Annotated in this window: 11 protein-coding genes; 7 read left to right on the plus strand and 4 right to left on the minus strand. The window is 72.6% G+C overall.

Annotated elements, in window-relative coordinates:
- Positions 1–1,041: PHB depolymerase family esterase (locus tag AB0J67_RS28940; RefSeq protein ID WP_363486680.1), on the minus strand; the 1,041-nt coding region annotated here is incomplete at its 3' end.
- 965 nt (positions 1,042–2,006) lie between these two features.
- Here AB0J67_RS28940 and AB0J67_RS28945 point away from each other — a divergent pair.
- The 3 genes from AB0J67_RS28945 to AB0J67_RS28955 all read left to right on the plus strand — a co-directional run bounded on the left by AB0J67_RS28945 (position 2,007) and on the right by AB0J67_RS28955 (position 6,621).
- The gene (locus AB0J67_RS28945; protein ID WP_363486682.1) at positions 2,007–2,837 is read left to right on the plus strand and encodes a C1 family peptidase; all 831 of its coding nucleotides are present in this window, start codon (positions 2,007–2,009) and stop codon (positions 2,835–2,837) included.
- Between the two features lie 248 nt (positions 2,838–3,085).
- Positions 3,086–4,888 carry a M4 family metallopeptidase gene (locus AB0J67_RS28950; RefSeq protein WP_363486684.1) on the plus strand — a complete coding sequence of 601 codons (1,803 nt, stop codon included), beginning with the start codon at positions 3,086–3,088 and terminating at the stop codon, positions 4,886–4,888.
- Between the two features lie 32 nt (positions 4,889–4,920).
- A complete protein-coding gene (locus AB0J67_RS28955; protein ID WP_363486686.1) occupies positions 4,921–6,621 on the plus strand; it encodes a DUF6345 domain-containing protein in 1,701 nt (566 codons plus the stop codon).
- 98 nt (positions 6,622–6,719) lie between these two features.
- On the opposite strand, the gene AB0J67_RS28960 is transcribed toward AB0J67_RS28955, so the two are convergent.
- From AB0J67_RS28960 to AB0J67_RS28970, 3 genes are read right to left on the minus strand one after another with little or no spacing between them, the layout of a single operon-like run.
- The gene (locus tag AB0J67_RS28960) at positions 6,720–7,757 is read right to left on the minus strand and encodes a hypothetical protein (protein WP_363486688.1); all 1,038 of its coding nucleotides are present in this window, start codon (positions 7,755–7,757) and stop codon (positions 6,720–6,722) included.
- Positions 7,747–8,892, minus strand: coding sequence for a tryptophan 7-halogenase (locus AB0J67_RS28965; protein WP_363486690.1), 1,146 nt, complete (start codon positions 8,890–8,892; stop codon positions 7,747–7,749). Before AB0J67_RS28965 ends, AB0J67_RS28960 begins: the two co-directional genes overlap by 11 nt.
- Positions 8,862–12,086: a LodA/GoxA family CTQ-dependent oxidase gene (locus AB0J67_RS28970; RefSeq protein WP_363486692.1), complete on the minus strand. Its 3,225-nt coding sequence runs from the start codon at positions 12,084–12,086 to the stop codon at positions 8,862–8,864. Before AB0J67_RS28970 ends, AB0J67_RS28965 begins: the two co-directional genes overlap by 31 nt.
- Positions 12,087–12,351: 265 nt before the next feature.
- On the opposite strand from AB0J67_RS28970, the gene AB0J67_RS28975 reads away from it, so the two are divergent.
- The 4 genes from AB0J67_RS28975 to AB0J67_RS28990 all read left to right on the plus strand — a co-directional run.
- On the plus strand, positions 12,352–15,177 hold the full coding sequence (locus AB0J67_RS28975; RefSeq protein WP_363486694.1) for a DUF3376 domain-containing protein: 2,826 nt from the start codon (positions 12,352–12,354) through the stop codon (positions 15,175–15,177).
- A gap of 432 nt (positions 15,178–15,609) precedes the next feature.
- Entirely contained in the window at positions 15,610–15,960 is a 351-nt protein-coding gene (locus AB0J67_RS28980) for a hypothetical protein (protein WP_363486696.1), read from the plus strand.
- Positions 15,961–16,135: 175 nt separating this feature from the next.
- Complete coding sequence (locus tag AB0J67_RS28985; protein WP_363486698.1) at positions 16,136–16,468, plus strand: CU044_2847 family protein; 333 nt, start codon at positions 16,136–16,138, stop codon at positions 16,466–16,468.
- 11 nt (positions 16,469–16,479) lie between these two features.
- Positions 16,480–18,990 (plus strand): trypsin-like peptidase domain-containing protein (locus tag AB0J67_RS28990; protein WP_363486700.1); only part of this gene is annotated, 2,511 nt, incomplete at its 3' end.

Here is an 18,990-nt window from a genome sequence, read left to right on the forward strand (position 1 = left end):
GGGCGGGGTGCTCGGGCTGGGCGAAGTGCTCGGGCTGGGCGGGGTGCTCGGGCTGGGCGAAGTGCTCGGGCTGGGCGGGGTGCTCGGGCTGGGCGGGGTGCTGGGGCCGGAGGTCAAGCCGAAGAACGCGATGGCGGACGCCGCCATGCCGGTCGACGGCAGGCTGTGCCCGGCCCCCTGGATGCTGAGCGCCTCCACCCGCACGGTGCCCGACGAGTCCGCGAAGCGACGGCGGTTCCAGTTGGCCTGCGGGGTGTCGGAGGAGGTGGGGGTCTGGCTGAGGCCGTGGACGTTGGTCCACTGCTCGACCGACTCCTGCAGCAGCGAGTACGGCACGAGGGTGTCGTTGGTGCCGTGCCACAGCTGCACCCGGGGCCGCTGGCCGGTGAAGGCGGGATTCACCTGTCGCACCGCGTCGCCCCACTGCTGCGGGGTCCGGTTCATGCTGCCGCCGGTGCACTGGCTGCTGCCGGGCGGGTAGTCGGCCGCGTTGGCGAAGCAGTTGAACGGCACGCCCATGAACGCCGCGCCGGCCTTGAACCTGTCCGGGTAGAGGGCGAGCATGTGCTGGGTCATCATGCCGCCGGAGGAACTGCCCGTGGCGAAGACGCGATTCTGGTCACCGCCGTACTGGAGCACGGCGTAGGCGATCATCGACATGATCGAGACCGGGTCGCTGCCGCCGTCGCGGCGCTTGGCGGCATCCGACCACGTGTCGAAACATCTGCCGAACCCGGCCTCCTGCATGGCGCTCGGGTAGATGACGATGAAGCCGTACTGGTTGGCCAGCGAGGCGAACTCGCTGCCGGAGTAGAAGCCGGGGCCGGAGCCTCCACAGCCGTGCATGGCCACCACGATCGCGGGGTTGGCCGGGCGGGCGTCCGGCACGTAGATGTGCATGCGCATCCCGCCGGGGTTGCTGCCGAAGTTCGGCACCTCGACCAGCGAAGCCGCGAAGGCGGGTTGCATCGCCGGGATCGTGACTCCGGCCACCGCCAGCGATGCGGCGAGGGCGAGCAGCAGCTTTCGTTTGATCTTCATAATCCTGTCTCCTTCATTCCCCGCACAAGTCGGGGACAGACCGTGGAGCCACGCTGGCGCGCGGCATACCCACGGCATGCCGGATTGGTGGTTGCGGGTGTGGCGGCACTTGTCCCGCCGTTGCCCGGCCGGAGGGCTGTGCGACCTGAGCGTCCGCACGTGACCACGTCCCGCAGGTTGCTGTGTCTCAGCTGCGACCGGCTCCGGTGCCCGGCTTCCGCAACCGTCGTATGACACATAGGGTGCCTCGTGGACATAAAACTGTCAATTGAAACATGGCGATAAGTCGCCCGCCGGGTGAGCGTCGACTCATGGCAGCGCCGCCCTCGGCTCAGCACAGTCGGCCGAGACCGTCGGGCCGGTGAGGCGCCGCGCCAACGGCCTGCCACCGCGCTTCACGGCCGGCCTCCGGCACACCCGGCCGCCTTCGACGGCGGGTCGAGCCGGGACCGTCCACGATCACAGGTCCATGTCCGACAGCCGCACAGCTGCGACCGATGATGCGGATTCCGGATTGCGGCTTCGCTTCAGCGCTAGTCCGATACGCTTTTTCATGGCGGAGCTGAGGTGCCGGCTTTGCTTCAGGGTTCCAGCGGGCGAACAGGTGGAGTTCCCATGAGCGAGGCATTCTCCGCGGACTAGGGTGCGCGCCGGGCCGCCGTCGGCCGGCGGCGGCCAGCGTGCCACCTCACTTGATCGTCCGTCCCGGTGTGCATGCCGCCCGGACCCGCAGCGACGATCTTCTCACCTGGACAACCTTCCGGACTTTTCACGCGGTCCCCACTGCCGCTCGAGCCGGCGCCTGGCCGGCGAGCGCGGGGGCTCGTCATGGGCACCACGGCGACGCAGCGCACCGATGAGCGCGCCGATGGCGTCCGGACCTCCTGCAGAACACACGCCACCGCACCCGCGGCGCTCCGTGCTGCCCGCAGGACGCCGATGAACCGACGCATCGAGGAGGAGACATGCCACGGACGAAAAAGAACACCGAGAGCGCCAACCACGCCGTCGCCGTCGAGGAGCGCATCTGCAACCTGGTGCCCTCCCGGGGCACGACCGCCGACTGGACGCTCGGGGATGCGATGGCGGTCGGCGCGTTGACGTCCGTGTCGCTGCCCAGCAGCGTCGACCTGCGTGCGCCGTGGTGGGAGGTCGGCGACCAGGGCGGCACGGGATCCTGCGTGGGCTGGGCCACGGGCGACGGTCTGATGCGCTACCACCTGGTGAAGGCCGGCCTGATGCGGGAGGACCAGCACATCTCGCCGCGATACGTCTGGATGGGGTCGAAGGAGACCGACGAGTTCACGACCCGGCCGGAGTCCTTCATCGAGCGTTCCGGCACCTCGCTGAAGGCGGCGGTCGACCTGTGCCGCAAACACGGCGTGGTGACGACCGACCTGCTGCCCTTCTCGCTGGAGGACAGCCTCTACGCCGGACCGGAGAACGCGTTCTGGGCCGCGGCGGCTCAGCTGCGCGCGACGTCGTACTTCAACATCGGCCTGGATCTCGACCGGTGGAAGGTGGCGGTCGCGCAGGACCAGCCGGTGCTGGTGGGGCTGGTCGTGGACCGCACGTGGCGCGATGCCACGCAGACCGGCGGCGAGCTCGACGAGTTCGATGTGGGCAGCGCGGGCGGCGGGCACGCGGTGTGCGCCGTCGGTTACCGCAGCGACGGCCGGATCATCCTGCGCAACAGCTGGGGCACCGGCTGGGGCGACCAGGGGTTCGCCTACGCGTCGCCCGAGTACGTCAACGCGGCGTTCTTCCCCGAGGCGTACGTGGTCACGGTCCGGTGACCGCCGTTCACGGCCGCTGCAGGCACAGAGACGTTCCCACCGGAGGAGGAGGCCCCTCATGGCAGAGCGCTTGACGCGCTCGCTCGGCACCGGCCGCCTGCGGCCGAGGCCGGCGAGACCCCTGCCGAGGCAGTCACCGCGGAGCGGCTGCGACCACGCGAGGGCGCCGCCGGCGTCCGGGCCCGGCGCGGGCCCGAGCGCGAGACGGAGCAGGACCGGGAAGACCGACGACGCTGTGGGGGGTTCACATGGCACAACTGCAGAAATTCCATTACCACGTCGCCGAGGACCGGCAGGTCGGTCCGGGCGCGATGGCGCGCTCGCCGCAGTCGTTCGGCGCCGAGCGCGTAGGCGGGCACGAACCCGCCGGCCGGGCGGGACCGGCCGCGCCGTCGTTCACCAGCGACGAGGCGGCGGCGCGATACTTCCTCGACGAGCTGCTGCAACGCGACGACCGGGCCGCTCTGCGCGCCGTCGTCGAGCCGGATCGCCCGCAGCGGGTGCCCGGCCTGGTGGTCGAGAGCGAGCGCGACCTGAAGCCGCTGGGCACGCACCAGGTTCGCTTCACGCAGACGTACCACCACATTCCGATCTTCGGGTCGGCGGCGGTCGTCGAGCTGACGCCCGCGCGGGAACTGGTCAGCGTGTCCGCGGAGCTGGACGAGGTGTCCGGTGTCGACCCCATCGAGACTCTCGGCCGCAGGCAGGCGCTGGAGCGGGTGGCGCGCTACACCGGCGCGACGTTCCCGCCGGACACCGGGGCGGACGGCCGGCTGATGTTCTACAAGGATCCCGAGGACGCCGTCTGGCATCTCGCGTGGTTCCTGCCGGCGCTGCCGGCCGAACCGCCGGCCACGCCGAGCGGCCGCGGGCACGGCCCGGGCGTCAACGGCCGGCGCGAGAGCGAGCTTCCCGCGGTCGAGGGCCACGGGTTCGGCCGGCGGCCGGTGCCGGCGAGCTACAACTTCCTCGTCGACGCGCACGACGGCGAGATCCTGTTCGCCTACAGCGCCGTGCCCACCGCCCTGGCCACGCCCGCCCGATGCACGGGGACCGACGAGGACGAGGTCGAGCAGTCGTTCCTGGGCAGGCTGACCGGCGCGGGCGGCACCGAGGTGGTGCTCGACGACCCGCTGCGGTCGGTGCGCACCTACGACCTCGAGTTCGCCGACCTGGACACCGATCCGCCGCTGCCCGGCAGCCCCGTGCGGGCCGCCTCCAGCGATTTCGGGACCGCGAACCGGGCCGCGGTGTCCGCGCATCTGAACGCCGCGCGGGTGCAGGACTTCTACAAGGGCGTCCTGCAGCGCAACGGCATCGACGACCTCGGCATGGCGCTGGTCTCGCTGGTCAACGCGACGGCGGCCAGCATGGAGACGCCGCCGACGCTGCTCAACGCGTTCTGGTGGCAGCAGCGGATGTGGTACGGCCAGATCAAGCGCGACGGCCGGCTGGTGAGCCTGTCGCGCTACCTGGACGTCATCGCGCACGAGCTGACCCACGGCGTGATCGAGTCGACGTCCAACCTGGTGTACGCGACGCAGTCCGGCGCGCTCAACGAGTCGTTCGCCGACGTCGCCGGGGTCATCATCAACAACTGGTACAACGCGCCGGACCGTGCCGACGTGCGCACCTGGACCTGGGAGATCGGCCCCGGCCTGCGGACGGACGGGCGGCCGCTGCGCGACTTCGCCAATCCGGAAAGGCTCGGGCATCCGGCGCACATGAAGGACTTCGTCCAGCTGAGCCCGGGCGAGCAGCCGCACTCCGGCAACGACAACGGCTGGGTGCACTACAACAGCAACATCCACAACAAGGCGGTGCACAACCTGCTGACGATGAGCAACGGCGACGGTGCACCGGTGTTCACCGTCGAGGACGTCACGATCCTGACCTACCTGGGCATGGCCCGGCTCACCCCGCTGGCCACCTTCACGGCCGCGCTGGAGGCGGTCGTCGACGTGGCCCGCACCTACTTCGGCGGCGACGCCGCACGCGACGCCAAGATCGCGGCGATCCGCGAGGCGTACCGGCTCGTCGGCATCGGCTGACGGGTTCCGCAACCACCCGTAAGGAGCGCATCATGTCACTTCTGAGCACGCTGTCCAAGGATGCCGCGGCAGCGCCGACGATGACCGGCGGCACCGCAATGCTGCAGTCCGGTCCGCTCGACCCCGCCGCGGAGAGCACGGCCGGCGCGGGCGCCGACGTCCGCGCCGGGCAGGACATGTACTTCTTCACCTCGATCGAGGACTTCCCCGACGACATCGGCGATCTGTCGCTGACACACGACGACGTGCAGGGCTTCTACGAAGCCACCGCGCACATCACCCCGCCCAACGGCTGGTACCGCGACGGCGAGGTGGGGCAGTGGATCTACGAGGAGACCTACGACAACCACCTCGACGAGTACGGCTTCGACGCCGCGCGGGTGGTCTACCACTCGGGGCACGGCTCGATGGACGACGCCGGTGTGTTCTGGCTGCCGGTCGGCAACGACTGGGGCGGTGACTTCTGGACGTCCTCCAACGACATGCGGCTGGGCAACGAGCACGCCCGCTACGTGTTCTGGTCGACGTGCCAGTCGCTGCGGGTCAAGGACGGCCATGATCCGATCCGAACGTGGTCGGTTGCCAACCTCGGCCTGCGCATGATCTTCGGGTACGAGACGATCAGCTATGACAACGGCAACTACGGCAGGTTCTTCTTCGAGGAGTACAACCTCGGCAAGTCGTTCTCCACGGCGTTCCTGGACGCCTCCTGGCGGATCAGCACGTCCCAGGAGCCGTCGGTGGTGGCGTGCGGTGCCACCCAGGCCGAGGCCCAGGACCGCCTGTTCAACGAATGGCAGTTCCACGGCGACCGCGCCGACACCACCTGGTGGTGGTGGCGCTGGTACGACGCCGCCCGTGCCCGTGCCCGCAACCTGCTGATCCCGGAGGGCGCCCGCTCGGCGAAGCTCGCGCCGGCCGTCGTCTCCCGCCCGGAGTTCGCCGCCTTCGCGGCACGGTTCGACGTGGGCCTGCCCGGCGACATGGACGAGACCGCCATGCGCCGCGGCATCATGCTGAGCGGCAACGGCGGCACCAGGATCGCGCTCGGCCGCAACGGCTCACGTGAGGTCCGGCTGGCCCAGCCCGCCGACACGCGCCGGCAGATCAGCGCCGACCAGGCGATCGCCGCCGCCCAGCAGGCGATCGAGCAGTACCGGCTCGCCCAGGACGTCGACCTGATCCTCGACCACGTCCGCTACGACCGGCACGCCGGGGCGAGCGCCGACGAGCGGGCCGAGGCCGCGGTCCGCGAGGTCACGGTGAGTTTCGTGCAGGTCATCGACGGCGTCCCGGTGGTGAGCCCGGACAGCGGCCGGGTGCACGTCCGGGTCGACAACGACGGCACGGTGACCGGCATCATGGACTCCACCCGGCAGGTGCAGGAGGTCCGTGACCGCGCCGTCGTGCCGCCGCCGCCGGACACGCGCCGGTCCCGTGGGCCGCAGGCGGGCCCGGCCAGCGCCCCGAGCGAGAACGGCGTGACCGGCGGGATGGTCACCGGCGTCGCCGCCGTCGACGCGGCGCTCGACGCCGCGCTGCAGCGCCGGCTGCGCCGGATCGCCGCCGGCGGGCGCGTCGCCAGCGGGGTGCGCGCCGTGCCGAACACGACCGAGGTCGGTTATGCGATGCGCGACGGCGACGCCGTGCTCGTCGCCCGCCGCGAGGTCGAGATCGACTTCGGGCACGGCCTGGCCAAGCGGTACGCGATCGAGGAGCCGATCGTCGGCTGACCGCGCCACCGACGAGGCGGCCCCCGGCTGACCGGCCGGGGGCCGCCCGGTGGGGCCGTGTCCCGCGCGTTCGGTTCGGGCCGGTCGGCGGTGGCACGTCACGCCGGAGGGGACTCCTCGCGGACGAGGCTCACCTCGCCGTCGCGCTCGGGTCCGCGTACGTTGTCCAGGACCTTCTTTCCCTGGTTGTCGACCAGCCGGGTGACGCTCTCCTGCGCCACGCCGAAGATGATCGCCCAGGCGACGATCTGCGCGGAGCTGTCCAGGTTCGACAGGCCGGGCACGAAGCCGCCGTGGATGAGGACCAGACCCATGAGCGCGGCCAGGGCACCGACCGGCAGCCGGAGCAGCACCAGCATCAGCGGCACCCAGTACGGCGTCGAGGTGCCCTGGATCCCGCGCAGCGACACCGCGGCGGCCAGGGCGGCCGCCCCGGCCCCGAAGGCCTCCACGAGCAGCACGTCCTTGCCGCTGGGCTGGCCCGAGATCGGGCACACCAGCGATCCGTCGTCCTGGGGGGTGAAGCAGAGTTTCGAGGCGATGGGTCCGGGGTCCTTGAACCCCCACACGATGAACAACACCGCGATGGCCGCCGTCACCAGGATCGACGCCAGCAGGATGTTGCGGAAGCTGCGCGCCTGCGCCCGCTCCTGCTCCTCGGCCACCTGGGAGGCCAGCAGCACCGACACCGCCAGCTCCCGCATGTCCTCGGTGACTTTGTAGCCGTTGTCGCCCAGCCGTTCCTCCAGCGCCCGCAGGCGCTGGTCGGTGGGCTTCAGGTGCTGCCGGCCGGTCTCGACCAGGAACGGCCCCAGCTCGGCCAGCTCGTCGGCCGGGGCCAGGCGCAGGATCTTTATCTCGGCCCGGTGGATGTTGGCGAACGCCCGGTCGATGTCGGAGCCGGCGAGGTCGGGCCAGAGGAATCGCCTCTTGTTCGCCGCGTCCCGGGCGGCCCGCAGGTGGGTGTCCGCCTTGTCGGCGATCTGCTGCTGCGCCGGGGTGAGCCCGCGCGACTTGATCGTGTTGAGCTGGGCCTGCAGCTCGGCCACGTACGCGCTGGTGCGCTGCCACCACGACGAAGCCCGGTGGGAGCCGGCGACATCCCGGTCGCTGTCGATGAAGACCTTAGGCCTCACGATGAACCCCCTCGGCGAGCACCCGGCGTCTGGACCAGAAGGCGGTCTGGAAGCGGCGCACGCGGCCGTAGTGTTCGGCCCGCTCCACCAGGTAGGCCGTGCACTCGCCATCACGCGCCGACTCGTAGCGGCCGATGGTCTCGGCGGCCGCCGCCGGCCGATCCAGCAGGCGGCCGGCCGTCTCCGCGGCGGCTTCGGCGGTCCGCAGCGCCCTGGACACGCCGGTGCCGGAGACCGGATCCACCGCCAGCGCCGCATCGCCGACCGCGAGCCAGGGACGCACGTCCGCGCCCCGGCGCAGGCGGTGGCTTCCCGCCGGGTGCACCCGCGGGGCGGCCCCCGCCGGGACGGGGCCGACCCGACCGGCGGTCAGCGGCGCGGCACCCAGGGTGCGGTGCCACGGTCCGCTTCTGCCGAGGCCGGCGCGCCGGCACGTGTCCACGTCGGTCATCAGCACGCTCACCAGCCGGTCGCCCGGCAGCGGCGCCGTGTACCACCAGCCGTCGCCGACCGCCTCCACCAGCAGGTACCGCTCAGCGGAGACGTCGATGCCGGCCAGCACCACGGCCACGGCGACCAGGTGGTCGAATCGGGCGCGGTGCGCGCCCAGCCCGCGGCCGGGGCCGCCCTGGCGCCCGGTGGCGTCGACCAGGACCCGGCCACCCACCCGGTGGCCGCCCGCGCAGGCGACCTCCCAGACGGTGCCGTCGTAGCGGCAGCCCGTGACGGACGCACCGGGCACCACGTGCGCGCCGGCGTCGGCGGCCGCGGCCGCGAGCATCCGGTCGAAGGCCGTGCGGTCGACGTGCCAGCCGCTGTGGTATCCACTGACCAGGTGCGAATGATCGGCCGGGTCCGGCCGGCTCCACGCGCTGCGCGTGCCCCAGGACGGCAGCGGGTCCAGCGCACCGAACCGGTCCCACACGCCCAGGCGGCGCAGCAGCGGCTGCACGGTCGGGGCCAGGGTCTCCCCCAGGCGGGGCCGGTCGAAGCGGCTCCGCTCCAGCAGCGCCACCGATCGTCCCGCCGCGGCCAGCAGCAGTGCCGTCGCCGCGCCGGCGGGGCCACCGCCGGCGACGACGACGTCGTAAGCCGCGGGCACGCTCAGCCCTGCCCGGCCGAGCCGCAGACGCACCCCTGCTCGGAGGCCCGGCCGCCGAGGACGCCGGGGCGATCCGCACCGTGCCAGACGGCCGGGGTCAGGGTGCGCTCCCGGGTGAACGGCCGGCCCGACCGGGTGCGCCCGCGGGCACGGACCCGCACCCGGTACACACCCGGCAGCCCGGTCGCGAACCGGGCGGCGAACGCGCCCTGCCCGGTGTCGGCGAGCTCCACCGACCAGCCCGCCCCGACCGGCGGGGTGATCTCCGCCCAGACCGACGCCTCGCCGCGCAGCGGCAGCCCCGACAGGGTCAGCGTGGCGCGCAGCAGGACGTCGGCGCCCGGCTCGTAGGACAGCTGCTGTACGTAGGCGCGCAGCGACGCGTTCGAGTACGCGTGCACGACCAGCCCGTACGCGACGCCGTCCGCGAGCCGTCCGGGCTGGTCCGCGCCGGCCGCCGCCGGACCGGCCGGGCCGCCCGGCGCGGAGACGACGGCGAAGGCCCGCTCCAGCTCCAGCGGCCGCCGGCCCGCCCGGGGCTGGTCGGTCACCCGCCGGCCACGCGTCACCGAGCGGTCGACACCGTCGGCGTCGTCGGTCGGCCCGAGGCGCGGCGGGCCGAGCCGGACCACCGCGTGCCACGTGCCGGCCTGGTCGAAGCGCTGCGGCCGCAGCTGCACGGGCAGCGCGATGCGGTAGTACGCCACGCCCTGTCCGATCTCGAACCGCATCGCCGGCTCGGCCCGCGCCCGCCAAGGCTCCAGCAGCAGGCCGTTGGGGGTCTGCAGCCGGAAGTCGACGGCGTCGGGCCGGTCGGTCAGCACCATCACGTCCATACCCGTATCGGCGTCGCTGAGCTGGAACGGGATGCGGTGCATGAGGTCGGGACGCAGCTCGTCCGCGCAGTCGAGGACGACCTCCGCGTCGTTGACGCCCGCGAGGACCTGCAGGAGGTACTTCTGCGGCAGGAACCGGTCACCGCCGTCGACGTCGCCGGTGACCAGCAGAAACCCGCCGTTGTTGGCGGACAGCGCCTGCAGCGCCGGCAGGTCGAAGTCGGACGGGCGGCCGAGGCCCACGGCATAGGTCCGCTCGCTGCGGCCGGCGCCCGCGGCGATGGTGCGCGGCTGGGGCCGCCCGCCGTCGGCGAGCACGACCAGCGTCTTCTGGTCGTACGCCGACGCCGTGTCGACCAGGCCGCGCCCGTGGCGGGAACCGCCGTCGGCGAGGGCGGCGTGCGGGCCGGGCCCGTCGTCGTCGATCGCCGCGTGGACGGCGTTGCGGCTGACGTCGGACGGGCCGCCTGCCCCGAGCCGCAGCACCGGCTGCGGCGGCGTGAGGTCCCCGTCGAGGCGGACGACCGCGACGCCGTCGCCCTCGGCCGCCAGGTCGGCGAACACCCCGGCCGCCTGCCGCTGCGCGGCCTGCACGGCCGTGGCGCCGCGGCCGTCGTCGCTCACAGCGGCGGGGCGGTCGAGAAGCAGCGCGGTCGCGGTGGTGCGGCGGGCGACGGTGTTCGCCTCGACGGTCACCCGCCACGTCTGCCCGGACACGGGTTCGCGCACGGTGAGGGTCTGCGGCACGATGGCCGACGGTGCGGCACCGGTGCGGTAGACGAGCCACAGCCGGGCGGTCGCCACCGCGCCCGGCGTCGTGGGGCCCACCGTGACCGAGGATTCGACGGCGACGAGCTGGGGATCGCCCGGCGCGCCGCCGGGGGCGTACTCCAGGGTGACCGCGGACCGTGGGGCGAGCACCTCGAAGGCGATCGCCAGCGACGTCTCCCGGACCATGCCCATCGGCCCCTGCGGCACGTCGGTGAACCGCAGGTGCGGCGTCAGCAGGGTCACCGTCGCCTCTTCGCAGTGATCCACCTCGACGTGCTCGTCGCCCTGCCGCACGACGAACCCCAGCGTGTGCCACCGGGCCACCATCTCGTCCATGCTGGTCACGTCGCGGTCCCAGCGTGCGGTGACACCGCTCTTCTGCACGGTCACGTCGTTGGGGCGCGGCACCGGCCACCAGTTGTCGCCGCAGGCGCTGAAGTCGGCCTGCCACGGCAGCGCCATCGCGCCGCTGATGGTCCCGGGTGCGACGGACGGCGCCAGGCGGAAGGGCGCGACGTAGGGCGCCTCGATCACGGGCCGGTCCCCCGCGGCCAGCCCGCCGGCTTCGATGCCCGGGAAGAACGCGCCGCCGACACATGCCTCCAGCGCGGCCCGGTCCAGGCCGTCCGGGCTCACCTGCGCCTGCGGAGTCGGCGTGCCCGACCAGTCGGCCGTGTAGGCACCGGTCCGCCACCGCTGGACGTGTGCCTGCTGGGTCGCGGTCAGCACCGAGTCCACACCGGAGAGCGCGGGCATGTCCCCCGCCGGGCGCAGCCGGTCGGCGATGGCGTCCACCAGCGGCTGGGCGGTGACCGGATCCGGCCACGAGTGCGCCCCGAACACGCCCTCCACCCAGCGCGTCTGCCGCGTCCGCTGCAGGATGGGGTGGATGTCGCGGGTGTACGACGTGGTCGCCGGAGCCGGCACCAGGCTCAGGTCGATCATGTGCTGCAGGACCCGGTCGTACAGGGTGATGACGCTGTCCTGGTGGGGGGCGAACTTCGGCGGCGCGACGACCACCCAGGCGCCGGCCACCGCCGGGGTCTCGCCGCTGCCGCGCAGGGTGACGACGGCTGTGACGGGTCCGTCGGCGACGTCGTCGTACCAGCCGGGGTTGGCCCAGAAGTCGACCATCAGGTTGCCGGCCGGCGAGCCCGCGGCACCATGCCCGCCGAGCACCAGCAGCCGTCCGGTGTCGTCGGTGCGCGCCTCACCGAGCGGCACGCTCACCGGCGCCTGGCCCGCGAACCGGATGACGCCGCCGTCGAACGTCTGCCGCTGGTCCGGGCCCGACAGTGTGCGCGGGCCCGGGTCGATGGTCAGGTCGGCCGCCGGTTCGCCGTTGCCCCGGCCCGGGTGGGCGGCCTTGGCGTTGACGACGTGGACCGTCCAGGTGATGTCGGCTTCGGCGTCGGTGACCTCGTGGAAGGTGCCGTCGTCGTGGTGGGCGTAGATGCGGAAGCGTGCCGCCTGCCGTTTGATCCGGCACTGGGCGTCCTTGAAACCACCCGGCGGTTCGGGCAGCTCACCCACCCTCTCCGGACCGACGAAGAACTCGTCGGGACTGTTGCCCACCCGCGCGATGCCGATCGCGGGATGGATGCGGTAGGTCGTGGCCAAGGAGCGCCCTCCTATTGTACGTATATCGCCTGCTTTATACGTATACGGGATAAGTCGGCGCCGCGGGTGTCACCACAGCGAACTCACCAGGGCAAACTTCGCCGCCACGCACGCCGGCCACGGAACCCGGACGTCCCACTGCCGGTCGTGGGACGGTCGTGACCGGACCGCGGTGGGATTCCGGCTCCGCCGAGCCGCGCCGGCCGACCCACGTACCGCGCGCAGACGCCGTACGCAGGCAGTATCGCGCTCCTATGCTGATTTCATGATCGGTGCACAGCCGGAGCGGGAGCTGCGCCTGGCGCTGGTCCTCAACGGCGGAGTGAGCCTGGCCGTGTGGATGGCGGGCGTCGCCTACGAGATCGACCTGCTCCGGCGGGCCTCGACGCAGCAGGCCCCGGCGCTCGCCGACGACCCGGTCGCGCACCGGTGGTGGACGCTGTGCCATCCGCAGCAGGGGGCCCACCGCCGGGTGGTCGTCGACGTCATCGCGGGCACCAGTGCGGGCGGCATCAACGGCACCCTGCTGGCCGCCGCCGTCGCCCGCGGCGCCACCCTGGACCCGGTCGGCTTCGACGCGACATCGGCCAGGTCGAGGCGCTGGCTGCGGGAGGTGTGGACCGACCGCGCCTGCCTCGAACGGGGCAAGCTCCTGCCCGACGGTCCCGGCCCACGATCGGTGCTCGACGGCGACTACTTCAGCGAGACCATCCGGTCCGTGCTCACCCAGGTCGACGGAGACGGCGCCGCGGGGCAGCCGGTCACCCTGTTCGTCACCGCCACGAGCATGGGCCGCAGCGAGCGCAGCTTCCTCGACTCCCACGGCCAGGCGTTCACGGTCGCCGATCACCGGCGGCTGTACCAGTTCGAACACGCGCCGAGAAGGATCGAGTACCGCGCGCCCACCGCCACTGCCGACCTGGCCGACCGGCTCGACGACTGCTTCCGCACGTCGCAGCGCGACGACTTCGCGCAGACCAACGCCGAGCAGCTGGCCCGCGCAGCGCGCGCCTCGGCCTCGTTCCCGGTCGCGTTCGCGCCCGTGCCCGTCACGCCCGGCCTGCACGCACAGCAGTCGTCGGGTACGCCGGACCTCGGCTGCGCCGGGCCGCTGCTCGACGGCGGGATCCTGGACAACTCCCCGTTCGCGCCCGTGCTCAAGGCGGTCGCCTACCAGCCGCTGGACTCCCCCGCCGACCGGCTCGTGGTCTACGTGGTGCCGTCCAACGGCAGCGACACGCCCGAGGACCCCGGCCCCGGCGCGGAGCCCACCCTGCGGCAGGTCGTCGGATCGACCATGAGCTTCCCCCGGGAGGCCGACTTCCGGCTGGACGTCGACAGCATCGCGGACCTGATGGTGGCCTCGAACGCCGCCTGGGAGGAGGCCCAGTCGCTGTACACGACGCTGCTGTCGAACCCGGCCGAGCGCAAGGACTTCGCCGATCTGGCGCGCCGCCTGGTGCCGGTCTACCGCCGGGGCCGCGCGGCCGGGGGTGTGTGCGAGGCGCAGAGCCTGGCCCGCCCGGGGCCCAGCACGGCGCTGACGGCCGCGCCCGCGCTCGGCACGGCCGAGGTCGAGGCCGTGCTCGCCGCCGCTCCACGCTGGATCCCGCCGGAGAGCCAGGAACACCGTGCCCTCGGCGACCCGGCGGCCACCCAGCCCTGGCAGTGGGGCATCACCGCGGCGCACCGCGGGATCCGGCTCATGCTGTCCGGACTCCGCGCCGAACTCGACGACGAGCCGACACCCGACCTGCAGGCGTCGGTGGCGCACGTCGACGAGCAGCTGCGGCGGGTGCTCGCCGTGCGCGACGAGCTCGAGCGCAGGCTCGCCGGTGCCATACCTCCCCCGCACAGTGGTCCGGCCGCGGTCGCGGCCGCCGTCAACACCCAGCTGACGAACCTTCGCATTCCCGAGGTGCTGGGACAGGTGGTCGTCGCGGCGGCACGGCGGGTCGCCTGCGTGTACGGCCTGACCCCGGAAGCCGTGCTCGAATGCGTGCTGACCGTCGAGCTGCTGGCCTGCAGTCTCCATGCGAGGGTCGCCGGCGGCCGCCCCGCGCCGTTCCGGCTGCTGCGCCTGGGGCCGGACGTGGCGGTCCCCGTGCTCCGCGACGACGAGGCCGGGGAGCTGGCCAGGCGGCTCGGCGCGCTGAAGCTGTACGGCACCCAGGTCAACCACTTCGCCGCGTTCGGCCTCCCGCAGTGGCGCGACTGGGACTGGCTCTGCGGCAGGCTCGACGCGGTGGCCCATCTCGGCGCGGCGTTGGGCGCGTCACCCGACTGGGTCAAGGACACCCAGGCCGCCGTGCTCGCCGCGGAGGGATCCGACCCCGCCGACTACGCCCGGCGGATGGCCGCCATGCGCGGGCTGGACGGCGGCAGGCTGCACCGGGCGATGATCGATGATGAGCGCGGCGGGCAGAGCCTGTTCGACCTCGGCCGGCGCCTGGTCCAGGTGACCGCGTCCGCCGCCGGTGACTCCTCTGCCCCGGCCCGCTGGCTCAGGGTCCTGCTCGACCCGTGTCCCCCGACCGGCCAGGCGGGCCCCGAGCAGCCGCTGCTGCGCTGGCTGACCCACCCCGCCAGGGCCAACGCATGGGCACGGCTGGCATCGCGGCACGCGGTCCTGCCCGAACCGGCGGTGCCCCGCGTACTCGACCTGAGGGTGCTGGCAACCGCTGTCGCCACCGCCACGGCACTGGCGCTGTTCGCCGTCTGGGGCGTCAGCGTCGCCGCAGGCGCGAGCATGGGCGGCGCCCTGGCCGCCGCCGCGGGAGTCCTCATCGGCGTCGTCGCGGCCCTGATCGCCGGTGCCGGCACCGCTCTCGTGCTCACCAGCGCCACTGGCGGCCGCCGCCCCCGACGGTGGAGCCGGGGCATCGGCGGCGCGCTGGCGTCGATCGCCGCCGCCGGCTGCCTGGTCGCCTGGTGCCGGACCGCGCAGGCACCCGGGCCCCACACCGCGGTGGCCGCCGCAGGCACCGTCGTCATCTGCTTCGGGCTCCTGCTACTGGGCGGTGCGGCAGGCATTCACCGGCTGCGCCGTGCACTCGGCCGGTTCATCCGCGCGGGCGATGGAGAAAAGTAACCCGCCCACCGCATTGCGCGCCGTCGGTCAAAGGCACGCAGCACGGGTGACCGTATCCACTGTGCTTGCTCCCGCAGGGCGCCCGAAAAGCGAACCAACAGCAACGAAACCGCAGCCTGGACTGATAGAGTTGAAGCCGGGTCAGCGGGCTGATCACCCGAAAACTGGCAGGTGAAGGACACAGCTTCATCCAGGAAACAATGCCGACGGTAAACATATCCTGACCCGAAATCAGCTATCGACAGCCGCGCAGGCTCTTCTGTATCCGGACGCTGGAATCCGACGGTCGAATTTGCCTCCGTCACGAAGAACATGGGCAAAGCCGCCCCATGCCACCGTCCTGGCCCACCTGCCGCAGATGCGATTCGCCAGTCACGTTCGTGAACCGGTGTCCGGCAACCCTTTTCCGACGAAGCCACCCGAGGAGTAACCATGTCTGTCTCGACGCCTCAGGACCAACTGGTCGACCCGACCGGCGCCACCGACCGGAAGAACGTCCAGTCCGCCGTGGTCGAAGAACGCACGCTGGAACTTCGCACCGGCGACATCGATGGCGTGCAGCACATCTGGACGCGGCTGACCAACGCGAAACCAAACGACGTGATCTGGATCGAGCGCACCACCGACGGCGGCGACACCTGGCGGCCGTTCGGCAAGCGCACGATCACGCCCGGCGGGCGCAACTACACCGACGCCATGCGCACGCACCCGAGCGACCAGGTGAAGATGCGGGCCCACACGGACCTCAAGAACGGCGGCGCATACCAGACCAAACCATTCTGATCGGCTCGCCAGGACCGGTGCCCCACCGAGGTCCGTGGTGGCACCGGGCCCGATCCGCCCCGGGCGATCCGGAGCGGATCGGGCCACCCGGCAGGACGTCGCCGGGTCAGCCCGGGCGTACGCGGCGCGGTGAGTCGGTGTGACAGGCGGACGTGTCGATCAGGAGGGTTGGCTGATGACGAGCCTGGCGGAGATGCGGTTGGAGGGTGGCGGCTGGATCCTGGTCGAGGCCCCGGAGGTGGCCGGTGGGCCGGTGAAGGCGGGGCGGGTCGGCGATGCGATCCGCGAGTTGCCGGCGAGTCTGCAGACGGCGTTGGCGCCGGTGACGGAAGCGGCCAGGGCCGTGTTGGAGCAGCTGCGCAAGGCAGGACCGGCCGAGGTCCAGGTGGAGTTCGGGGTCGACCTCGCCATGCAGGCCGGAGCGGTGATCACCAAGAGCGAGACGGCCTGTCACCTGAGGGTGCGGCTGACCTGGCAGAACAACGACACCGACCAGAGCGCCGGCTGAGGCGGGCGGCCATGGAGGAGATGGTGGTGACGGCTCCCGGCGACGGATCAGGTCCGGGGCGCGCCGGCGCGGTCGCGCAGGTCCTCGACGCCGACGGTGTGGTGGCCGGGGCCGGGTTCCTGGTCGGCGCCGGGCTGCTGGTCACCTGCGCGCATGTGGTGGTCGCTGCCGGAGGCGGCCCGGGTGAGCGGCTGTGGCTGGCCTTCCCCCATGCGGACGGCGCGCCCCGGGTGGCCGGGCAGGTGCTGGCCCGATCATGGCGGGCGCCGGAGGCCGAGGACGTCGCGGTGGTGCAGCTGGACAGCATGCCCGCGGGCGTCGCGGTGCCGGGACTGGGCACCGCGGCGGGATGTCGGGGGCGCCGGGTGTCCTCGTTCGGGTTCCCTGCCCAGGCCCCGCCCGGCGGCCATTACGGCTATGGGATGGCCGGAGACCTGCTTTCGCATACGGGCGCCGGTGAGCTCCTGCAGTTGACCGACGCCAATGACCTGACGACCGGGTTCAGCGGCGGGCCGGTGATCGACGAGGTCACCGGTCTCGTGATCGGCATGATCACCGCGATCAGCCCGGCGGACACCCATCTACGCGGCACGGGCATCGCCTATGCCACCCCGACCCAGACCCTGCGGCGGGTCTGGCCCGACCTGGCCGAGCAGCAGGTATGCCCCTACCGAGGGCTGGAGCCGTTCACCGCCGAGCACACCGGATGGTTCCACGGCCGGACGACCGCGGTGGAGCACGTGCTGGACAGACTGGCCGGGCCACGTCGCGCGCTGCTGCTGCTGGGGCCCTCCGGCGCGGGCAAATCGTCGCTGGTGCAAGCCGGTCTGCTGCCCGCGCTGGCCGCCGGTGGGCTGCCCGGCAGCGACCGGTGGATCCCCGTGCTGGCCCGCCCCGGGCAGGATTTGGCGGCCGAACTCGACCGCGCCGGGCTGCCCGGGGTCGAAGACGGGCCGATCGCCGCGGCGGTCGAGCGCAAGCTGGCCGACCAGCCGCCCGGCACCCGGCTGCTCCTGATCATCGACCAGTTCGAGGAGCTGCTGACCCCACCGGCCGCCGGGCAACCCGACTCACCCCGTGACGTGCTCGACCGGCTCCGGGAGGCGATCGACTCGACACCCGAGCTGATCCTGGTGCTGGTCATGCGCGACGACTTCTACCCGCAGCTGGCGGCGCAGGCGCCGGAGCTGCTGGAGGCGCTGACACCGGGCCTGGTCAACGTGCCGGCCACCCTGAGCACGCAGGATCTGCACGACATCATCACCAAACCCGCCGCGGCGGTGGGACTTCGCTGCCAGGACGGGCTCGTCGAGCGCATCATCACCGATGTGCTGGCCGCCGGCCCCGACGCTTCGGCCCACCAGGCGCCGATCACCGTGCTGCCCCTGCTGGAGCTGACGCTGCAGCAGCTGTGGCAGCGCCGGCAGGACGGCTACCTGACCCATGAGGCCTACCAGCGCATCGGTGGCGTCACCGGCAGCCTGGCCACCTGGTGCGACGCGGCGATCAACCAGCTGAGCCCCGCCCAACGGCCTGCCGCGCAACGGATCCTCACGGCGCTGGTCCGCCCCGCCGACGAGGCTCACCACATCCCCGGCGTCCGGCAGCAGTGCACCCTGGACGTGCTGCGCGAGCTGGCCGGCGCGGACGGTCCCACCTCCGACGGCCGGCCCACCGGCGAAGCCGACGAGGTGCTGGCCATTCTGACCAGCCAACGGATCGTCACCACCCACGCCGTCCCCACCACCGGGCAGCCTCAAGGCGCCACCGCTCCCCCGGTCGCCGAGCTGGTCCACGACACCCTCATCCGCGACTGGCACACCCTGCGCGACTGGGTCGACAAGGATCACGACTTCCACGACTGGCTGCGCCGCGTCGACGAGAAACGCGTCTGCTGGGCCGGTCACCAGAACCCCGACGACCTGCTGCACGGCACCGACCTGGCCGAAGGCCTCGACTGGGCCAAGCAGCGCCGGCTACCCCGCGACGTCGCCGTCTTCCTGACCGCCAGCCATGACCGCCAGCAAGCCGGACACCGGCGTGCCAGGCGTCTGAACATCATCCTGGCCACCCTGCTCGTCGTCGCCCTCACCACCACCGGGGTAGCCGCGTGGCTGCGGCAGGCCGCTGTCACCGCACAGCGCGAGGCCCAGTCCCGCCAGCTCGCCGCACAGTCCACCACCCTCATCGACGCCAACTCCGACCTGGCCTCGCTGCTGGCCGTCCTGGCCTACCGGACCAGCCCCACCACCGAGGCCATAGCCAGCCTCTATGCCGCCGCGGCGCTGCCTCTCCGGCGCCGCCTGAGCCACACCAGCAGCGTGTGGTCGGTGGCGTTCAGTCCGGACGGAGACACCCTGGCCACCGGCAGCGGCGACCGCACGGTGCGGTTGTGGGACCCGGACACCGAGCAGCCCCACACCACCCTGACCGGTCACACCGGCGGCGTGTTGTCGGTTGCGTACAGCCCGGACGGGCGCACCCTGGCCACGGCCAGCGACGACCGCACGGTGCGGCTGTGG

Source organism: Catellatospora sp. NPDC049609 (genome assembly GCF_040675365.1).
Lineage (GTDB): Bacteria > Actinomycetota > Actinomycetes > Mycobacteriales > Micromonosporaceae > Catellatospora.